Source organism: Bacillus sp. ISL-78 (assembly GCF_018613455.1).
Lineage (GTDB): Bacteria > Bacillota > Bacilli > Bacillales > DSM-1321 > Peribacillus > Peribacillus frigoritolerans.
Genome location: NZ_JAGGQC010000002.1, coordinates 87,333 through 106,236 on the forward strand (window position 1 = coordinate 87,333; position 18,904 = coordinate 106,236).

7 protein-coding genes and 3 pseudogenes are annotated in these 18,904 nt (G+C 36.2%); 4 read left to right on the top strand and 6 right to left on the bottom strand.

Annotation, left to right across the window (positions count from 1 at the left end):
- Positions 1 to 373: 373 nt before the first annotated feature.
- A complete protein-coding gene (locus tag J7I96_RS00900) occupies positions 374 to 3,460 on the top strand; it encodes an ATP-binding protein (protein WP_214923237.1) in 3,087 nt (1,028 codons plus the stop codon).
- Positions 3,461 to 3,549: 89 nt separating this feature from the next.
- Positions 3,550 to 4,665 (top strand): response regulator, encoded by a 1,116-nt coding sequence (locus J7I96_RS00905; protein ID WP_214923234.1) that lies wholly within the window; start codon positions 3,550 to 3,552, stop codon positions 4,663 to 4,665.
- 17 nt (positions 4,666 to 4,682) lie between these two features.
- Here the strand turns inward: J7I96_RS00905 and J7I96_RS00910 are convergent, their stop codons facing one another.
- Both J7I96_RS00910 and J7I96_RS27815 read right to left on the bottom strand, forming a co-directional pair.
- Positions 4,683 to 4,814: an anti-repressor SinI family protein gene (locus J7I96_RS00910; RefSeq protein WP_214773617.1), complete on the bottom strand. Its 132-nt coding sequence runs from the start codon at positions 4,812 to 4,814 to the stop codon at positions 4,683 to 4,685.
- A gap of 1,342 nt (positions 4,815 to 6,156) precedes the next feature.
- Positions 6,157 to 6,405, bottom strand: a pseudogene (locus tag J7I96_RS27815) (AAA family ATPase); the annotation flags it as partial.
- Positions 6,406 to 6,643: 238 nt separating this feature from the next.
- Here J7I96_RS27815 and J7I96_RS27820 point away from each other — a divergent pair.
- Positions 6,644 to 6,769, top strand: coding sequence for an aspartyl-phosphate phosphatase Spo0E family protein (locus J7I96_RS27820; protein WP_311380699.1), 126 nt, complete (start codon positions 6,644 to 6,646; stop codon positions 6,767 to 6,769).
- Positions 6,770 to 6,824: 55 nt separating this feature from the next.
- Here J7I96_RS27820 and J7I96_RS28700 read toward each other — a convergent pair.
- Positions 6,825 to 7,037 (bottom strand): annotated as a pseudogene (locus J7I96_RS28700) (host-nuclease inhibitor Gam family protein); the annotation flags it as partial.
- A gap of 105 nt (positions 7,038 to 7,142) precedes the next feature.
- Here J7I96_RS28700 and J7I96_RS00920 point away from each other — a divergent pair.
- Positions 7,143 to 7,388, top strand: a pseudogene (locus J7I96_RS00920) (transposase); the annotation flags it as partial.
- Between the two features lie 128 nt (positions 7,389 to 7,516).
- Here J7I96_RS00920 and J7I96_RS00925 read toward each other — a convergent pair.
- From J7I96_RS00925 to J7I96_RS00935, 3 genes are read right to left on the bottom strand one after another with little or no spacing between them, the layout of a single operon-like run.
- Complete coding sequence (locus J7I96_RS00925) at positions 7,517 to 8,248, bottom strand: thioesterase II family protein (protein ID WP_214923232.1); 732 nt, start codon at positions 8,246 to 8,248, stop codon at positions 7,517 to 7,519.
- A gap of 20 nt (positions 8,249 to 8,268) precedes the next feature.
- The gene (locus tag J7I96_RS00930; RefSeq protein WP_214923230.1) at positions 8,269 to 11,172 is read right to left on the bottom strand and encodes a non-ribosomal peptide synthetase; all 2,904 of its coding nucleotides are present in this window, start codon (positions 11,170 to 11,172) and stop codon (positions 8,269 to 8,271) included.
- On the bottom strand, positions 11,169 to 18,854 hold the full coding sequence (locus tag J7I96_RS00935; protein ID WP_214923228.1) for a non-ribosomal peptide synthetase: 7,686 nt from the start codon (positions 18,852 to 18,854) through the stop codon (positions 11,169 to 11,171). Before J7I96_RS00935 ends, J7I96_RS00930 begins: the two co-directional genes overlap by 4 nt.
- Positions 18,855 to 18,904: the final 50 nt, after the last annotated feature.

The following is an 18,904-nucleotide window of genomic DNA, read 5'->3' on the forward strand; positions in this document are numbered from 1 at the left end:
CAATTCCCTTGCGAGATATCCTTTGCGTAATGCCTTGATTTGGAATAAGGGAGTATCATCTTCTGTTATCCGTTCAATGCTTGGTCTAACTCGCTGATATAAGTGAGTAGGTAGTTTGGTCATAGCACCCAGCCTCAAAACTACTCAATAATGAAAATTTTAAAAGAGAGTACTTAACTTAACTAAACTGCCCCGTTCATAGGTCAACTACCCTATTGATAAAATTAAGGATTACAGCCCATTAACTAAAATATTTATTAATCCTGTATTATTATTGCGAATTTTTTCCTATTATGGCAACCTATATAAGGAAGAATTATATTTCATAACTAGTAATCAAATAATTTGGTTAAATATTCTAGGGAGAAAGCCTATGTCTGTTCGAAAAATACTACCAATCGTTTTTGTTTTTATACTACTTCTTACAAGCCTCAGAGTCATTTGGTTCATCAAACTATTACCACTCAATCAACCGTTTGTTGAGGAAGGCGTCTTTGACTTAGTCCATTATCCATTACCTGATAAATCCACCGTTGCCCTTGATGGCGAATGGTCATTTTATCCAAATGCATTTGCTGTTCCTAAAGAACTACCAACGCTGGACGAACAAAGCTTCATTCAAGTCCCGCGCGGGTGGAATGAGCTTTCCACTTTAACAAACGATACTAAGCAAGTTGGAACTTACGAATTGCGGATTCATGTACAAGATGACAAAAAAAAGTACGGTTTAAGATTACACCGAATTTCAGACTCATTTATTCTTTACTTAAATGGAGATAAGATAGAACAACGAACTGCTTCCATTGACCCAACGATTCAGTCCTCTTTGGTTCCGACCATTATTACGGTGACACCTGATGAAACGGGGTGGATTCATCTTGTAATTGCTGTTTCTTCTAGTGATGAAATCTTTGATGGCGGGTTATTAAAATCGATACGTTTCGGAACAGAAAGAGCTATTATCAGAGAACATTGGACATCAGTGGCAATGCAGCTGATGGTGGCTTCAATCATGCTGGTCCACGGAATATATGCCTGTATCCTTTATTTTATTCGTCCAAAAAAAATCGAGCTTTTGTACTTTATGGTGGCCATGTTACTATCCTCCCTATCCATTTTGGTTAGTGACGATCGCCTCATTCTTCAATGGGTACCATTAAATTATGAAATGTTTGTTAAGCTTGCATATCTGTCATACACAGGGCTCTCCCTTTTCTTCTTATTGTTTGTGAGGTACCTATTCACTAATTACAAAGGAAATCCAATGGTTCGATGGATTTCAGTTCTTTGCGGGGTGTATGGGCTTTTTATTATTATGGCCCCGACTACACTGATACGGGAATGGTCAATCTTACTACTATTTGTACTAGCAATGCCGTTTACTGCCATTATATTGCTTGTGTTTCAGGTAATAGTAAATAAAGTGAGGGATTCCCTCTTTTTACTGCTAGCCGCTATTAGCGTGGCTTCAAGCATCCTTTGGTCATCCTTTGTCGGAAGAGTACACTCGCTCAACTTAGGTATTATTAGTATGATTGATCCTCACTTTTATCCAGTTGATTTAACCCTTGCAATTTTGTTATTCTCCACATTTTGGTTCATACGATTCTTTCGTGCAAATGACAAAAATCATGAACTCGTGGATAAGCTACAAAAGGAGTATACTACAAAGGATCAATTTTTAACCAATACTTCCCAAGAGCTTCGTAATCCTTTGCATGGGATGATCAATATGGCTCAAAGTATTATTGACCAAGATAGGTCACGACTTACTCCTCAAAGCAAACAAAACCTTGAGCTTCTCATGGTCATCGGTCGGCGAATGTCCTATTTATTAAACGATTTAATTAACGTGACGAAAATTCAACAAAACAAAATCAACTTGAATAAACAAGCGTTTGCCCTTCTACCTGCCATCAGAACTGTTGTTAATGTTCAAAGCATTATGATGGACTCGAAAAATCTTCACTTTCAACTAGTCATTCCTAAAGATTTCCCACGGGTTTATGCAGATGAAGCCCACCTCAGACAAATCATTTTCAATTTACTGAATATTTCGGTGAAATATTCAGAGAATGGTGTAATTATTATTGAAGCCGAGGTGAAAAACAATGAGGCGGTTATCCAAATAAAGGATTTTGGAATCGGAATGGATGGTGAAAAACTGAAGCGTGCTTTCCTTTCGTATGAGCCAGGGCCAAAGGAGCGTTGCGATGACCTAAGTGGACTCGGGTTAGGGCTGAGTATTTGCCACAAATTAGTCTCTATGAATAACGGAACGCTAACCGTTAAATCCAACCTTTCAAAAGGATCTATATTCACATTTACCTTGCCGCTCACACAGGATGATGAGAGCAAACATGAAGAAACCGGTCTTGCTTCATCCACCAGCCAAGATGACATGTTTAATCAAGAGTTAGCAAGATCTGAAGCTCAAATATCTATAAGGAATAAGCAAGGTTATATCAAACCAAAAATTTTGGCTGTTGACGATGACCCAATTAATCTTCACGTTTTAAAAAACATTCTCTCAGGTGAAGAGTATTCAATTGAAATCGTAACAAGTGGTGAAGAAGTTTTAAATCGGTTGGACGAAGGTTGGGATCTCATTATTGCCGATGTTATGATGCCAAAAATGTCAGGCTACGAATTAACAAGAAAGATACGAAAGCACTTTTCTATTTCTGAACTTCCAGTTTTATTGCTAACAACTCAAAATAACCCTGAGGAAGTTTATACAGGGTTTCTAGTAGGAGCAAACGATTATCTAGTAAAACCAATAGATTCGCTAGAATTAAGGGTACGGATTGGCGTTGTTATCGACCTAAAGCATTCGATACAGGAGCGATTAAGATTGGAAGGTGCTTGGTTGCAATCACAAATTCAGCCACATTTTCTTTTTAATACACTAAATTCAATTGCTGCACTAGGAGTTACTGATTCCTCTAGAATGCTTACTTTACTCGATGAATTCAGTAATTATTTACGCTTAAGTTTTGATTTTAATAATGCTGAACCGCTTGTTCCGTTATCGCATGAACTTTCGCTGGTCCAATCTTATTTATATATTGAAAAGGTAAGGTTTAATGAGCGTCTTACAATTAATTGGGAGCTAAACTACAGCGGTGAATGGATGATTCCACCTCTAACGATTCAACCGCTTGTCGAAAATGCAGTTAACCATGGTATTTTATCGAAGCCAGGAGGGGGTACTATCTCGATAAAACTATCAAAAGAAGCCCATGATTTAAAAGTTGAAATTTGTGATGATGGTAAAGGTATAAGTCCAGATATACAAAAAAATCTGTTTACATATGTAAAGTCTGAACATAAAAAAGGAATAGGACTAATCAATGTCAATCGTCGTCTTGAGCAAATGTACAGGCACGGATTAACAATTCAAAGTAAATTAAATCAAGGAACAACGATTACGTTTTTCATCCGAAAAGATAAGGGATAGTCAATTTACTTATCTTTCGGTTTTTCCAAATTTCGTTTCTGATTATTTAAGCATTATGAAATAAATGACTAAAGGAGTTAGGATATAGAATGATTAAGGCTATATTAGTTGATGACGAGATTCTAGCACTAGATTATTTAACAAATTTACTTCGAGCATTTCCTATAATTCATATTATTAATACATATACAGATAAAACTAGTATCTTAGAGGATATTCTGAGCCAAACCGTTGACGTTGTATTTTTAGATATTGAAATGGCTGATGGAAACGGATTAGATTTTGCAGAAACTATTTATTCTTTATCTCCTTCTATTCAAATTGTTTTCGTAACTGCGTATGCTGAATATGCGATAAAAGCTTTTGAAATAAATTCAATCGATTATTTATTAAAACCTGTTATGCCCAATCGATTAGCTAAGACCATACAGCGATTATCAGACAAAATCAATGACAATAAAGTTGATCGAAAGTTGGAGAATCAGTCATTATATATTCAGTGCTTTTATGAATTCCAGGTGTTAAAGGATGGTGAACTACTCCATTTTAAAACTGCAAAGGTCAAGGAGTTATTTGCATATTTTGTAACTTTTATGAATACATACATTCCTCGTGACCGTATTATCGATAGCCTATGGCCAAATTATGATAGTAAAAAAGCAAAGGTTAATCTCCATACCACCCTATCCTATTTACGAAAATTTTTGAGTGCAATTGGATGTACAAATTGCATTAAATTTTCAAATCAGAGTTATATTTTATCAATGGATTCGATTCACTGCGATTTAACTATAATCAACGAGGCTGTTTTAAATATAGAAAAGGTTGACCAATCAAATATACTTCACATCGAGGAAGTACTGAAACTCTATTCCGGTTCATATATGGAATGGAACCGCTATGAATGGGCAAATGAAGTGGCACAAAAAATAGAAAATGACATTATTATTCTTTTGGAAAAAGTAATAGATTATTATAGTGACAATGACCCTTATAGAGCACTACATTATCTACATATTCAAAGAAGGTTATCACCATACTTGGATAGGAATATTGAGCAATCAATGCAACTTCTCATTCAAAAAGGAAATCATGTTGAAGCAATGAAAATATATAATGATTATGAACAATTGCTCTCGGAAGATCTAGGAATTGGTCCCGGAGAACGTCTAGCTAGACTTTATCAGTCCTTACTAATAGGATAACCGTTTCCATAGTTTTTTTATCTTTCCGCATTATTAAATGATTGTATAAATTCCCTAATTTCATCTATACTCACACCTAATTCCTTTGCTTCAATTATTAAAGAAATCCATTCTTCATCTAATTGATTTTTTTTACAGGTATCATTCATATTCTACATTCCCCCTAATTATGTTATTCATTTTATCGTTTACCTCTTAAAAATCTCTTAAATGAAGAAAGACAAATCCACAATGGAATGCTGTTAATCAATATAGTAATAGTTTTTAGCTAAGTTCATGCTCTCGATTCCCTTCAGTTAATTAATCTTAAGGGTTTTTGTTTTGTTATTGTATAATTCAACATTTTCTACCTTTATGGTTTAGATTCCCGCTAAATTGAAAAGCAATATTCATGGTATATAGATCTAACTTAGAATGATAAACAGGAATTATTTACTTATGTGACTTACATGCTTTTTAGTTTTTTATATCATATTCCATTAAACGGCCCTTGAACAAGTAGGGAAGAGGGCAGCGTATTTCCTATATTGTTAATGTACATTCCGAAAGAGTTTTAAAGGTATATAGCAAGAGATTAGTTAGGTCTACCTTTAGATGTTGGAGCCAATCCCCTCCAACTTTATGTCATATACCACTTGCTGACCATGTATCTATCCATTTAATATTTTTTTGTCAAATTCTCGGCAAATTACATTAAACACCAGACTCGCTACCTAGAGATATTCCTTTTGGTGAAATTTTAGTTATTCACTTGAATATGAATGTCTGATAAATGTAAGAATCGCACGTTTAAAAGGCCGCCATTTGGCGACCTTCTCATGGCGCTAAACCAGCTAATAGGATGACAAATGCCCCCCCCAAAACCCTTTTGGCCGAAGTTTTTTATCGTTTATAAACTGCTTAATTCTACAGGCAGTGGACTCCTATGGGCATTAGCTGTTTATGGAGAACAATTCTTATTTTTACGTTTGCTTTTTTTTGTCTTTAATTAGACTTCATAATTTATTCGAAATGGATTTAGGTAATGGATATATATTCCTGTTGTGGGTTAATCCGTTAAGATGTTAGAATTAGCCTTTATTCTTAACATTCAGAAGTGAGGTAATTATTTGCATTTTCCAACCATCCAAATAGAATCTAATGAGATCCATATTGTAAAAAATCAAAGTCAATCCGAATGTAATATTAAATATTATTCGTTTAATAATTTTTCAAGAAATACTTTAAGACAGATTAAATTTAGAGACTTGTCAAAAGTAACTTGCACTACTTGCAAATCCATTCTGTATTTTAAGGACAAGATCTAAATAAAATAAAGTAGAATTCGTAACTATTCTTGTTCAAGGATAGTTTTTTTTTGACTTATAACTGCTCATCAATTAATTCGACAATGCTCAGCTTCCTTCTTCCTTTGGCGCCGTATTATAACCGGTTGAACCCTCTTAACCATTAATTTCACCCTTCGCTTTTTCAGATTTGTATATACTCTCCAATTGTTCCCCATTTTTGAAATGAGTTACCGGACATTTGCCCATGAGTTTCGACTATGCCGCCCTCACCATCCAATTGTGTAAATGGAATCGACTATAACTACCTCAGCACCTGCTTTCTTAATTGTTTGAACAGCCATTTGATATCGTTTGTGAAGGGCGGGACTTACTGTCTTACCTGAACCCTGCAACCTATAAAGCCAACGACTGCTTTTTCTTTTTCACGTTCAGCTTCTATAACTTGGAACACGTAATCACCTTCTTCACACTATTTCTTATAGTTACCTCAGGGTTTGTTCAGATTAAAAATTCATAGTAAATAAGGACTGATAAAATACAATAAATGTCGATATATCACTTTTTTTGACAAAACTATTTCAAAAATCAATAATTCGTAATACTATAGACTTAGTTATTCATATAAGAATTCATAAGGAGCCACTACTATCTGTAATTTCAAATCCCAAACGGAATTATTAGATTTAAAAATAAAGTTTCTAAGAAAAAAACTTGTACAATGTGGTGTTAACAATGGTTTTACTCATTGGGAAACTCTAAAATATAGCCAAAGGCTAGACAAGTTAATTTTTAAGTCTTTATTGAAATCTAAATAACCTTTAACTATTGACACTCCCCTCTAGCCTTTGAAACTTTTAGTTTTCCACTGAGTCATACTTCTACAACATAAGAAGTTGACTCAGGATTAACAATAACTCCAGGTAAAATCTGTCCATTCTCATCCACCACAATCTTTTCACCATTAATTTCCACAAACTTTAATGACTTTTTTAAGTCGGCCCACAATCACACTGTTCTTGATGAATTCATCCATTCCGTTTTCAATTTGCCATAAGGTGTGCTGATAGTCTTTGCCTTTGGATCCCATTAGCTAACAGCAAAGCTATTGAAACTATCACTGCACACCTCGATGAAAAGAAATAACTGAAGATAAAATGAAAGACATCTTAAAATACATAGACTTTATATTTAAAAAAACATAACATTACACAAAGCATGTCCCGCAAAGGAAATTGTCTCGATAATGCGGTCATTGAAAACTTCTTTGGGTTATTAAAATCCGAATTACTCTACCTTCAAGAATTTGAAAGTATGGAGCAATTCAAACAAGAACTAGAGAAATATATCCATTACTATAATCACCAGCGAATCAAGGTAAAATTAAAAGGCATGAGCCCGGTAGATTACCGGGTTCATGCCCTCAAGGCTGCCTAAATAAATAAAGTGTCTAACTTTTTGGGTTCACTTCATTAATCAGTCCTTTTTTATGAAGATTGTGTTTCATCGGTATCCAAGCGGACGCTTACATTAGAGCAAGTTTTGGTGCAGGTCAGTCCGCTATCTTAAATCGGAACTCCACAACTACTTTTTAGTACATACTCTTGAATGATTTTTAAAACGATATCCTGGTTTTGCTTTATATAGAAATGATCACCCTGTAATATATGCAATCCTTCAATACGTTCAATGTATTCATTCCAGTTTTCGATACTTTCCTTCGTCACGGTATCATTCGAACCCAATAGCAAAACGGCTTTGTTCCCCACCTTTTTCTCGCGTTTTTTTTCATGGTGATAGTTGGCTAATACATTCAAGTCCGACTGGATTATCGGAAGGAATATATTCATGAAATCTTCCGTTTCCAGGAGTTCCTTGTTTGTTCCCCCGATTTTTTCAAGCGATTGTTTTAAATGTTTTGTATTAGAGCAATCGATATGATCTACTTTATATTTTGGGGACGACTTACTTGAAATGAATAGATGTTCAACTTTATTATCATCCCTCTCTTCTAATTTTGCCGCAATTTCATAGGCTACGATCGCACCCATGCTATGTCCAAACAAAGAGATGTTTTCCAGTGAATTCATTTGATGTTTCGTTTCCATTTCTTTCAATAATATATCCGTCAAATCCGCCATATGTTCACATAATGGTTCACTATATTTACTGCCATGTCCAGGGTATTCCAGCGGGACTACCTCCATCACATCATCATCAAATTTCCATTCTCTATAAAAAGATGCACTTCCCCCAGCATAAGGGAAACAAAAAAGTGTCTTCTTCAGCCCTTTCATCCCCCTTCTCTTACGATTAATTATTTCAACATGTACTTCATAAAGCTTTCAACGTACCTTGAATCGATTTCCGGCATTTTCATTGATAGCCTTTCCATTTCCTTCTTGGTTTTGGATTGCAGGATTTCCGACTCTTTTAATTTAGTTGATTCATCTATTAACTGGGACAAAGCACTTAATGAATGAATTTCGTTAGATTGGGTCTTTTCTTTTAAAGATTGTAACCATTCTTCCAACCCCATATTGGTGTAAGGTATTTCATTTTTTTCGAAGAAGGAGGTCACGAATTCACTTGAAACTCTCTGATCATTGAACATATGATAAACCCCGAGCTTCTGATTCTCTTTCAATCTTGATATTTTGTAAATAAACTCACTTACAAAATCGACTGGCATCAATTCAAAATGAATTTCCTCTTTAAATGGCAATATCCTTTGTTCAATAAATGATTCAAAAACCTTGTACAACATATCCTTTTCGTTCCAAACCCCGTTTAAATTAGATGAAATCCTGCCTAATCGGAAAATATCGATTGTCAGTCCGAGTTCCCTTGCTTGAAGAAGCAATTTCTCTGCAACCCATTTGGACTGGCTGTACCCGATCATTAAATCGGGGGAGTAAACCAATTCGTCTTCCTCGTCCCATTTCCTTTCTCCGGTCAAGACAGAAAGCGTTGATGCATAATAAATGCTTTTACGATTGCATGATGAAGCAAACTTAATGACTTCCACTACACCATCCACATTCGATATTTTTGATTTGCTATACGGCTCGAAGAAATTCGTTTCTGCACCGACATGATACACATGAGAAACATCATTGCTTAATTTCTCATATGTCACATCATCCAGACCGAATTGATGCTTACTAAGATCCCCTTCAATTACAACGATTCGACTTACGAATTCATCCTGCCAAAGACCATATTTCATTAAAGTATCTTTCAATCTATTTCTTGAAGGAAATCTAACCAAACAATAGATTTTGACATCTTCCAATTCCAGTAACAATTTGTTTAATAGGTGTGCTCCCAAAAAACCTGTTCCACCTGTAATCATCATATTTTTTTCAATTTGAACTGGTTTAGCGGATATTCCCCTTATTTTCTCCACCAACTCTCGATCGAGCATGGAATCCTTCACCATCATTGCTTCGATGCTGCCAGATGTATCGACTTCAAGTGTCTCAACAAATTTATTCACTGTATTATTTTCCAATAAAATTTGTAAGGTGGCTTCAGGAAGTACAGTTTCCTTCATTACATAGACCAGTTTGGTAGCTAAAATGGAATGGCCTCCATGTTCAAAGAAGTTGTCGTCCAATCCTAGGCTTTGATTTCCCAATACATTTCTCCAAATCTCCAATACTTCTTTTTTCTTACCAGTTCCTTGATGTGTTAAGGAATTTTTATTTTGCACGATATCCATTTCCATTAATTTCTCTTTATCCACTTTACCGTTGGCATTAAGCGGGAAATCATCCACTCTGACAAAAAAGTGGGGAATCATATATTTCGGCAATTCATTATTCAGATAATCTTTAATATCCTTTTCAGCGTTTTCCGCTTTTTCATCTTTATGTTTGTAATAAGCGATAACATAGTTTTCATCATTGATGTTTTTAACAGCAACTACTGAACTTTCAACCTTCATGTATTTATCAAGCTTGTCTTGAATTTCATTCAGTTCAATTCTAAAACCGCGAATTTTCACTTGACTATCTTTTCGACCTTTATACAGGATCTCACCATTTTGTAACCGGATGCCATGATCACCTGTTTTATACCACTTCGTATGATTCAAATCATCCATGATCAAAGCTTGTTCCGTTAATTGCGGCTGATTTAAATAGCCTCTCATGACCCCTTGACCGCCAATGTAGATTTCGCCTATTTCCCCATCTGCTACCTCGACTAGTCCTTCAGAAAGAATCCTGATTTCTACATTGCTCAATGGCTTTCCAATGGGAATGACATCTGCATCTTTGTCTTCGACCTCATGACAAATGGCAAAAGTCGTGCATTCAGTTGGTCCATACCCATTAATCAAGGAGAAGTGACCGATTGTTTGCTTCAACCTTCTCACATGGGAAACCGAGATTTTATCTCCGCCAACCACAATTTTCTTTAATCCTTCAAAAATTAATGGATCCTCATCTACCATTGCATTGAAAAGACCTGTCGTAAAAAATGCTACATCCACCTTTCCAATCGATATCGCTTCTTTCCAGTCATCAAAAGAAGTGAACTCATTCGGCATCAAGAATAAAGTTGCCCCATTCAATAAAGCCCCCCATATCTCAAAGGTTGCGGCGTCAAAGCAAGGGTTGGAAAATTGGGCCACTCTATTATTTTCGTTTATTTCAAGTATTTCAGAGTTCAGTACTAAATTGACTACACTTTTATGCTCTATCATTACACCTTTTGGCTGCCCGGTCGTACCTGATGTATAGATAACATATGCGAGACCATCCTCCGAGGAACGGTTCACGGGAATATGCCCGTCCCTGCTAAGTTCATTCATCTCAAATGGAATTGGTTCAATATCCAATTCTCTGAGCTTCCCTTCTTGACCATCAAACGATAAGAAAAACTTCATATCCGTATCTGCAAGCATATATTCCAATCTTTTTAATGGGTACTTTTCGTCGATTGGAACATAGCAACAGCCTGACTTTATTATGGCAAGCATCCCTATGATCAGTTCAAAGGACCTTTTGCTTGGAATACCGATCATTGTTTCTTCTTGGATCCCCAAATCAATGATCCTTTTGGCAAGCTTATCTGAAAGAATGTCTAATTCTTTATAAGTAATTTGACGTTCATTTTCGCAAAGTGCCGCTTTTGATTGATTATCTTCCGCGATTTTTTTAAAAGCTTCAGGTATTGACATCAATTTATTCGTTGTCATCGATTTACTTATCATCGGGCCCCAACTTTCAAGTGATTTATTAAATTTCCAATAAATGGAACTGTTTTATCTTCTGTTAGTTTTAAGAATATTTCCTGCATGGAATCCATAAAACGTAAAATTTCATTTTCGGAGTATTTACTGTCTTTATAAATGATTTTATAATGCAGCTTGGATTGCACTACAGCCGCAGAGAATGTAAGATCAAAATTGGTCGATTCACTTCCGACTGAATTTTCGATCATGATTTGCGAATCCTCTGCCAGTTCTGTGCTCGGATAATTTTCGAATACAAATATATGTTGGAACATTTCCTTATCCCATGGAATTTGAGCGTATCGCTTTATATCCGTAAGTGAACTAAACTCATACTCTCTCATTCGTAATTGCTTGTTTTGAATCGCAGTAAGATAGGATTGCAAATCATCTTCCCAATCGATTTTCAACGAGAATGGCAGAGTATTGATCAATAAGCCTACAGCTGTTTCAATATGCGGAATGCTGAGGTTCCTTCCTGAGCTTGTCACCCCATAGCATACTGAGTCGCTCTCACTGAGGCACGATAGAACGATGTTCCAAACTCCTTGAACAACGGTATTAATCGTCTTTCTATACCGCTTGGATAATTCTATTAATCTTTCGGTAAGCTCTTCAGGCAGGCTATATTCAAAAACTTTATCCGATATAAAAGCTTCCTTATCCGTTTTCTTACCTACTAGTGCTTTTACTTGTTCGAAATCCCTCAATTCTTCATTCCAAAAAGCTGCTTCATCCTGTTTATTAATATTCCTGACATGATTCATGACTTGCTTATAGGCAATCTTATGTTCATCACTGTCTTTTGCCATATTCGATGGGTTTCGATAATTATCCAAAAAATGATTAATGACGATTTGCAGGCTCCAGCCATCCATTAAAGCATGATGATGTGTCCATATGAATTTATAACGATGATCCGATAGCTGGATCAAGGTGATGTTCATGAGCGGACCATACTCTAAATCCATTTGCCTGTTTTTGCTATGCTCTAAAAGATTTTCTATCTTGGATGCTGATTCGTCTTCACTACACATCGTTAGATCCACATGATTAAACACATAATAAATGTCATTAAGGATTATTTGGTAACGGTCCCCCAATTGATTGCGCCTGAAAACCGATCTAAGAACGTCGTATTTTCTACAGGTTTCATTCCAGGCTTCTTCCAATTTGTCCAAGTCCAGATCACCTATTAAATCAATGGATAGCTGTGAAATATATTCAGGACTTTGAGTTACTTCACTATGGAATAGCATCCCTTCTTGAAGTGAGGTCACTGGGTAAATCTCTTCAATGTTATTAAACTTATTAATGAAATGGGTGATCGTACTTCCATCTACTATTTTCTCAGCTTGAAAATCCGTTTCGACAATTGAGTCATTCAAATCTGCGCTTCCACTTAAAATTTTGTATAAGTGCACTTCAACTTCTTTACATACCCTTTGGTAGTTTTCATTGTTGCTATCGCCAATAATATTCAGCATGAGTCTATTGTTTACGATGCTGGCGACAAAATTGAGCTTATATGGAAATGTATAGTTCGAATCGATATTGCTGCTATGGGTTTGTTCCATATCACCAGTGTTATTAAATTGACCTAGATAGTTGTAACTCACAAGACTATCTGGATAGTTATGATTCCGAGTGGAAATATACTTTAGGATTCCAAAGTCAAACCCTTTGTTTGGCACATTTCTTAATCTGTTTTTTGTATTTCTCAAGGTTGAGCCCAAAGACGGCATTCCTTTAATCCTTACTGGATAAATGGAGGTGAACCATCCTACTGTCCTTGATAAATCAATATCATCTTCAATATCCTCTCTGCCATGACCTTCTAAATCGAGCCAAAATTCATCAGTTCCCATTATATTGGAAACTGAATGGGCAATGACGGATAATAAAACCTCATCAATCGTCGTTTTATGTTTTCTTAAAGTGTTTTTAATGAGGTTTTGTGTTTGGTCCTCATCGACTTGTATTTTGTACATGTTTTCATAATCACATGTTTCTCCCAAGCTATCCGTCAGCGGAGAAACTGGAACTGGGATATTCATTTCCTTTTCCCAATATTGAACGGCATCTTCCGGTAGGTCAGTGTTCTTGTATTCATTCAGCTTCTCGGACCATTGTTTATAAGAAGTCGTTTTTAAAGGCAGTGATGGTTCTTGTCCATTCTTAATCTGTTGATAGCATCTTTCGAAATGATCTAAAAGTATCCTCCACGACACACCATCAACCACAAGGTGATGAATCACCCAAAAAATCCTTACGTCCCTTTGATCCCTGAATAGAAGGAACTTCATCATCGGACCATTGTGTATGTTTAAACTTTGTTGGGCGTTTTCTTCCAGTTCCTTTATTACTTTCAGACTATTTTTATCTGTAAAATTCGGGACATGATACTCATGAAAACCGCATGCCGTATCAGCATTGGAAATATTGCCAATATATGAATCACCATGTTTTTCAAATAATGTCCTTAATACGTCGTGCTGATCAATTATTTTCATGATGATTTGTTTATATTGTTCAGTCGTCAATGCATGATCTTTCATCAAAACGACTGACTGATTCCAATGATGGATATTGTCATGATTTTCATAAAAAAACCAAGATTGAATAGGCGTCAACGGTACATAACCTGATATTTTTTCTTGGTCCACTTGTTTTTGTTCCAGTTCATTTACAATATTCCCTAGCTCACGGACCGTTTGGTATTCAAATAAATCTTTAGGCGTAATAAATATATTTTTTTCTTTTGCGGCAGAGCATATTTGAATGCTGATGATTGAATCACCGCCACATTCAAAGAAGTTATCTTCCGGTCCTATAGCGGGATCGTTTAAAACATCTCTCCATATTGTCAGAAGTTCTGTTTCAGTTTTGGACAGTTCTTGCACATCCGGCACTTTTTCTTTCCTCTCATCCAACTGTTCCGTCCATTTCGGCAGGGTTTTCCAATCAACTTTTCCATTCGGCGTCAAAGGGAATTTATCCAGTTGCATAAAATGAGCAGGTATCATGAAAGCAGGCAGTGTTTCTTTCAGTCTCCTTCTGATTGAATCTACCGAAACCTCATCATTCACCGTATAATAAGCAATTAACCTTTTATTCTCAAATCCATCTTCCATTACCGTTACATAGCTATCTTTGATTTCTGCTAGTTTTCGTAATGAAACATTAACCTCCGATAGTTCAACACGGTATCCTCTTATTTTCACTTGGTCGTCCGCTCTGCCTATATAAACTAATTCCCCAGCTTTGTCATGCTTAACTAAATCCCCCGTTCTGTATACTTTTTCATTAGGGTTGAATGGATTGGATATGAATCTTTCATTTGTCAGGCTCTCATTATTCAGATATCCCCTCGCTAACCCAATTCCTCCGACATAAAGTTCACCAACCGCTCCAGCCGGCACTAGTTTCCGGTTTTCATCCAACACAAGTGCAACCGTGTTAGTCAGTGGCTTCCCAATTGAAACAACGAATTCATCCGTAGCATCCTCATTCGGGGGAAACATTTTAAAACTTGTACACACCGAATATTCAGTAGGGCCGTAGCCATTGAAAAACGATATATGCTTAAACTTTGAAACGAGCTCGACTGGACATTCAGAACCTGCAGATCCCAACACTTTAATCGTGCTCAATTCTTCGATTGGCAGTTCCTTTAACACAGCAGGCGGTAAAATGATATGAGAAATTTCCTCACGCTTAATTTGTTCAACAAGTTTACTCATGTCAAATAGATTTTCTTTATCTACGCTTATATGCAGCTCGGCACCGAACAATAGTGTGCTGAAAATCTCTATGACGGATGAATCAAAATTAAACGTAGCGAATTGCAGCACTTTAGCTGATGTATCTAAACACATCATTTCATTTTGGTTATAAACTAAGTTAATGATTCCTCTATGTTCCAACATGACTCCTTTTGGCCTGCCTGTCGTTCCCGAGGTATAAATGACATATGCTAAGTCCCGCTGATCCGGAATATGAAGATTCGCTTCCATTGACACATCCGATTCTTTTTCAATATCTTCAAAATATATTATTTTGGATGAGTCTATCAAACCATTCTTTCCGAGTTCTTTGTGACTCAAGCAATAGGAAATGGATGAATCTTCTACCATGTAGCTTAATCGTTCATTAGGATAATGAGGATCCAATGGAACGTACGCAGCACCTGCTTTAATTACTGCCAACATCCCCATCACCATATCAATTGATCGATTCACATAAATTCCGATTCTTTCCTCTTTAGAAATCCCTTTGCTTAGTAAATAGTGTGAAATTCGATTGCTCTTTTCATTCAATTCGCGATATGTAATGGTTCTGGGACCATCTACAATGGCTATCTTTTCAGGAAATCGCTCAACAATTTTATGGAAGGCTTCCGGGATTGTGTCATTGATACCCTCAAAGGCAATGGTTTCTCCCTGCCATTCTTCCAATAATACTTTCTCCTGCTTCTTACTGACGACGGATACCTTGTCGATGGATTGTCCAGGCTGATTGGCAATTTCCCTGATCCACTCCAGGAAATTCTCAGCCAAAGATTGAATGGTTTGTTCATTGAAGATCCCTGAATTATACTCAAAGGCGAATAATAGCTTATCTTCAAATTCTTCTGCAGCTAAACTCAAATCGAATTTTGCTGCCTTTGATTTTATTACTTCAGGCGTTATCTTTATGTATTCACTTTCCAATGCAGCTTTGGCATTATTTTGTAAAATGAAGACGGTTTGAAATAAAGAAGTGCTTGCTAAATTTCTTTCTGGGTTAATGACTTCAACGATTTTCTCCAAAGTCATTTGCTGATGATCATAGATGTCGATGATATGGCCTGTATTTCTTTGAAGTATCTCTTCAAATGTTTCCTTATGTCCCAGCTTTAATCTAAAGGGCAGTGTGTTGACAAAATAACCTATCGATTTTTCTGTACCTTCAATCATTCTATTCGCCAAAGGACTTCCAACGATGATATCGTTTTGACCTGTATATTTTGCTAGGAAAGACTGGTACATCGTAAGCAGTGTCATGAATAATGTCGAGTTTTTTTCCAGGGACATCCGCTTTACACCCTGCAGCTCTTCCCTTGATAGTTCCACTATAAAACTGCTGCCATCGTTGCGATTTTCTTTTGTACGAACCGTATCTAAAGGAAGATCCAATTTAGGTAATTCCCCGGATAAGTTTGTTTCCCAAAATTGCGATTCTTCTTTCATGTTATTTTCCAACCAGTTTTTCTGCTCTAGTGCAAAATCCTTATATTGTTTAAAGTCATTTCCAAGGATAAGTTCCTTTTCATTCACTTCACTGTCATAAAACGATAACCATTCATCTAAAAATATACTCACTGACCATCCGTCAAAAACGAAATGGTGGAGATTCACAAATAAAACAAAATCCTTTTCACTCAATTTAACAAGTTTCACTATCAGGAGAGGACCTTTTTCAATTTCAAAGATTTCCGATTGGACATCGTCTTCAATTTGCAGCATACGACTCGTTTGCTGTTCGGGCTTTAACGCAGAGAGATCGATTTCATCTATTTTAATGTATAAATCCTCCCTGATTTCCTGATAGCCTTTACCAGCGTTTTCACGGACGGTGGTCCTCAAAATCTCATGTCTATTAACGACATGATTTAAGGCTTTTTCCAGCATTGAAGTATCCACTCTTCCAGTAATTTTATATTTCTGAGGGATATTATAATTGGCTGTCTTACCTTTGAGTTTTTCGTTGAACCATAAAGCCTCTTGGTTACTGGATAAAACATGATTTTCTTGTTGCGCTTCCATGTGCTCCATGTCATGATCTGAAATTTCATTAATGATGAAGTCGGTCAACGAATCGATTGTTGAATTTTGAAAAATATTTTTCAATGTTAGTATTTGATTGTATTCTTTGTTTAATTTGTTCAATAACTTCATGGCTAAAATCGAGTGTCCGCCCATTTCAAAAAAATCGGCATCTTTATCGATTTGATTTGTTGATAGGACTTCCAAAAATGTCTTTTCCACAAAAGATGAAACGACCTGTGCTTCATCTTTCGGAGGTATACTCATTTCCGGAAAGATCTTATGATTTAGCAATTTCAATGTAGGATTTTCAAACAAATCAGCTAATTTCATATTCACATCAAGTCTTTTATTTATTTTAGATACCAATTTCATGGCTGTTATCGAATGACCGCCCAATTGAAAGAAATCGGAATCCGCATTAATATCGCTGTTCAAGAAAAACTCTTGCCATATTTCTTTAAGTTCATGATTAACCGATGGGGAGGAAATAGCATGGTCATTTGTTGCTTGATAGTTCTTGCTCACATCATTTTTTAGTTTTGAAAAATCAACATCGACATATATTCCGTCAATTTGCTGAGCTTTTGTAATTTGATCGGTAATCTGCATGAAGGCAGTTTGAATATCATTTACTAGAGAACGCTGTAAGAAGCAGGTATTAAAATACAATTTGCATGTAATCGTTTCTTTATTATCCTGGGCCTGTAATGATAACGGAAAGCTATGTGATTCTTTTCCGCCTTCAACTTCCCAGTTAATGCTTAGTCCTTCATCTTTCGCTTCCGGATAATTTTCATAAACAAATAAAGTTTCGAAAATCGGATCTTCCTTCTTTAATTTCGTATGCCTTTTGATATCCACTAAAGAAATTTGGGAATAATCCAGCATATTGTTCAATGTTTCCTGGAATCGTTTCAGTAAATCGGTAACGCTGTCTGTATCGTTTATTTCAGCTATCATCGGAATTGTATTAATGAGCATCCCAACGATTTCTTCCGATTTGAATAAGTTGTTCGACCTGCCAGAGCTAACGATTCCAAAGACGATTCGATTTTGATTGGACATTTCCTTTAGGACGATTGACCAAATTAACTGCAGTAATACATTAAGCGTTACATGGTTTTTAGCGGCAAATTCTCTTAAAAGCTTACTTTGTGTTTTATCCAGCTCCCAGAAGAGATCATTGTCTTGGTGGTTTTCATGCTTCATGACGGGAAATGTGATTGTCGGCTGGTCAATATCCTTTGCAAGCTCTTTCCAAAAACGATTTAAATCTTCCGCATCTGTTTTATTCATATACCTAATAAAATCTCCAAATTGCTTTGGCTTTTCAATAAGCCCTTTGGAGTCTTTTCCTACAATTTGGCTGTAAATAACAAAGAGTTCATCGATGACTATGCTGGTACTCCAACCATCCAAAATTATATGGTGATGAGTCCAAATCAAGATAAACTGATTTTCTTCAATTTTCACTAACTGGAGTTTCATCAAATTGGAGTTATTGACATCCATCTCCTGGGATTCGGAAGTCACTCTCTGAATTCCCTTTAATTGTTCATGTTCACTCAACTCTGTCATATCGATCATTTCCGGCTGATAATCCATTGTATTGAATACAACCTGAACATTATTTTCAATATTTTTAGAGATGACCTTCATTCTTAATGCTTCATGTCGTTCTACAACCTGACTCCACGCCTCGAATAATGCCTTCACTTCAAGAGCGCCCGTTATCCTGATTCGCATTTGAGAAATGTAAAGGTTCTCTATGGTATTGTTCATTTCCAGTTCATAAAGGATTCCTTCTTGAAGCGGAGTTAATGAGTAGATATTCTGAATAGATTTCTCCAATTTTGCGCCTCCCGATTCCATTATCTTCGTGTCATCCATACCCGCTGGCT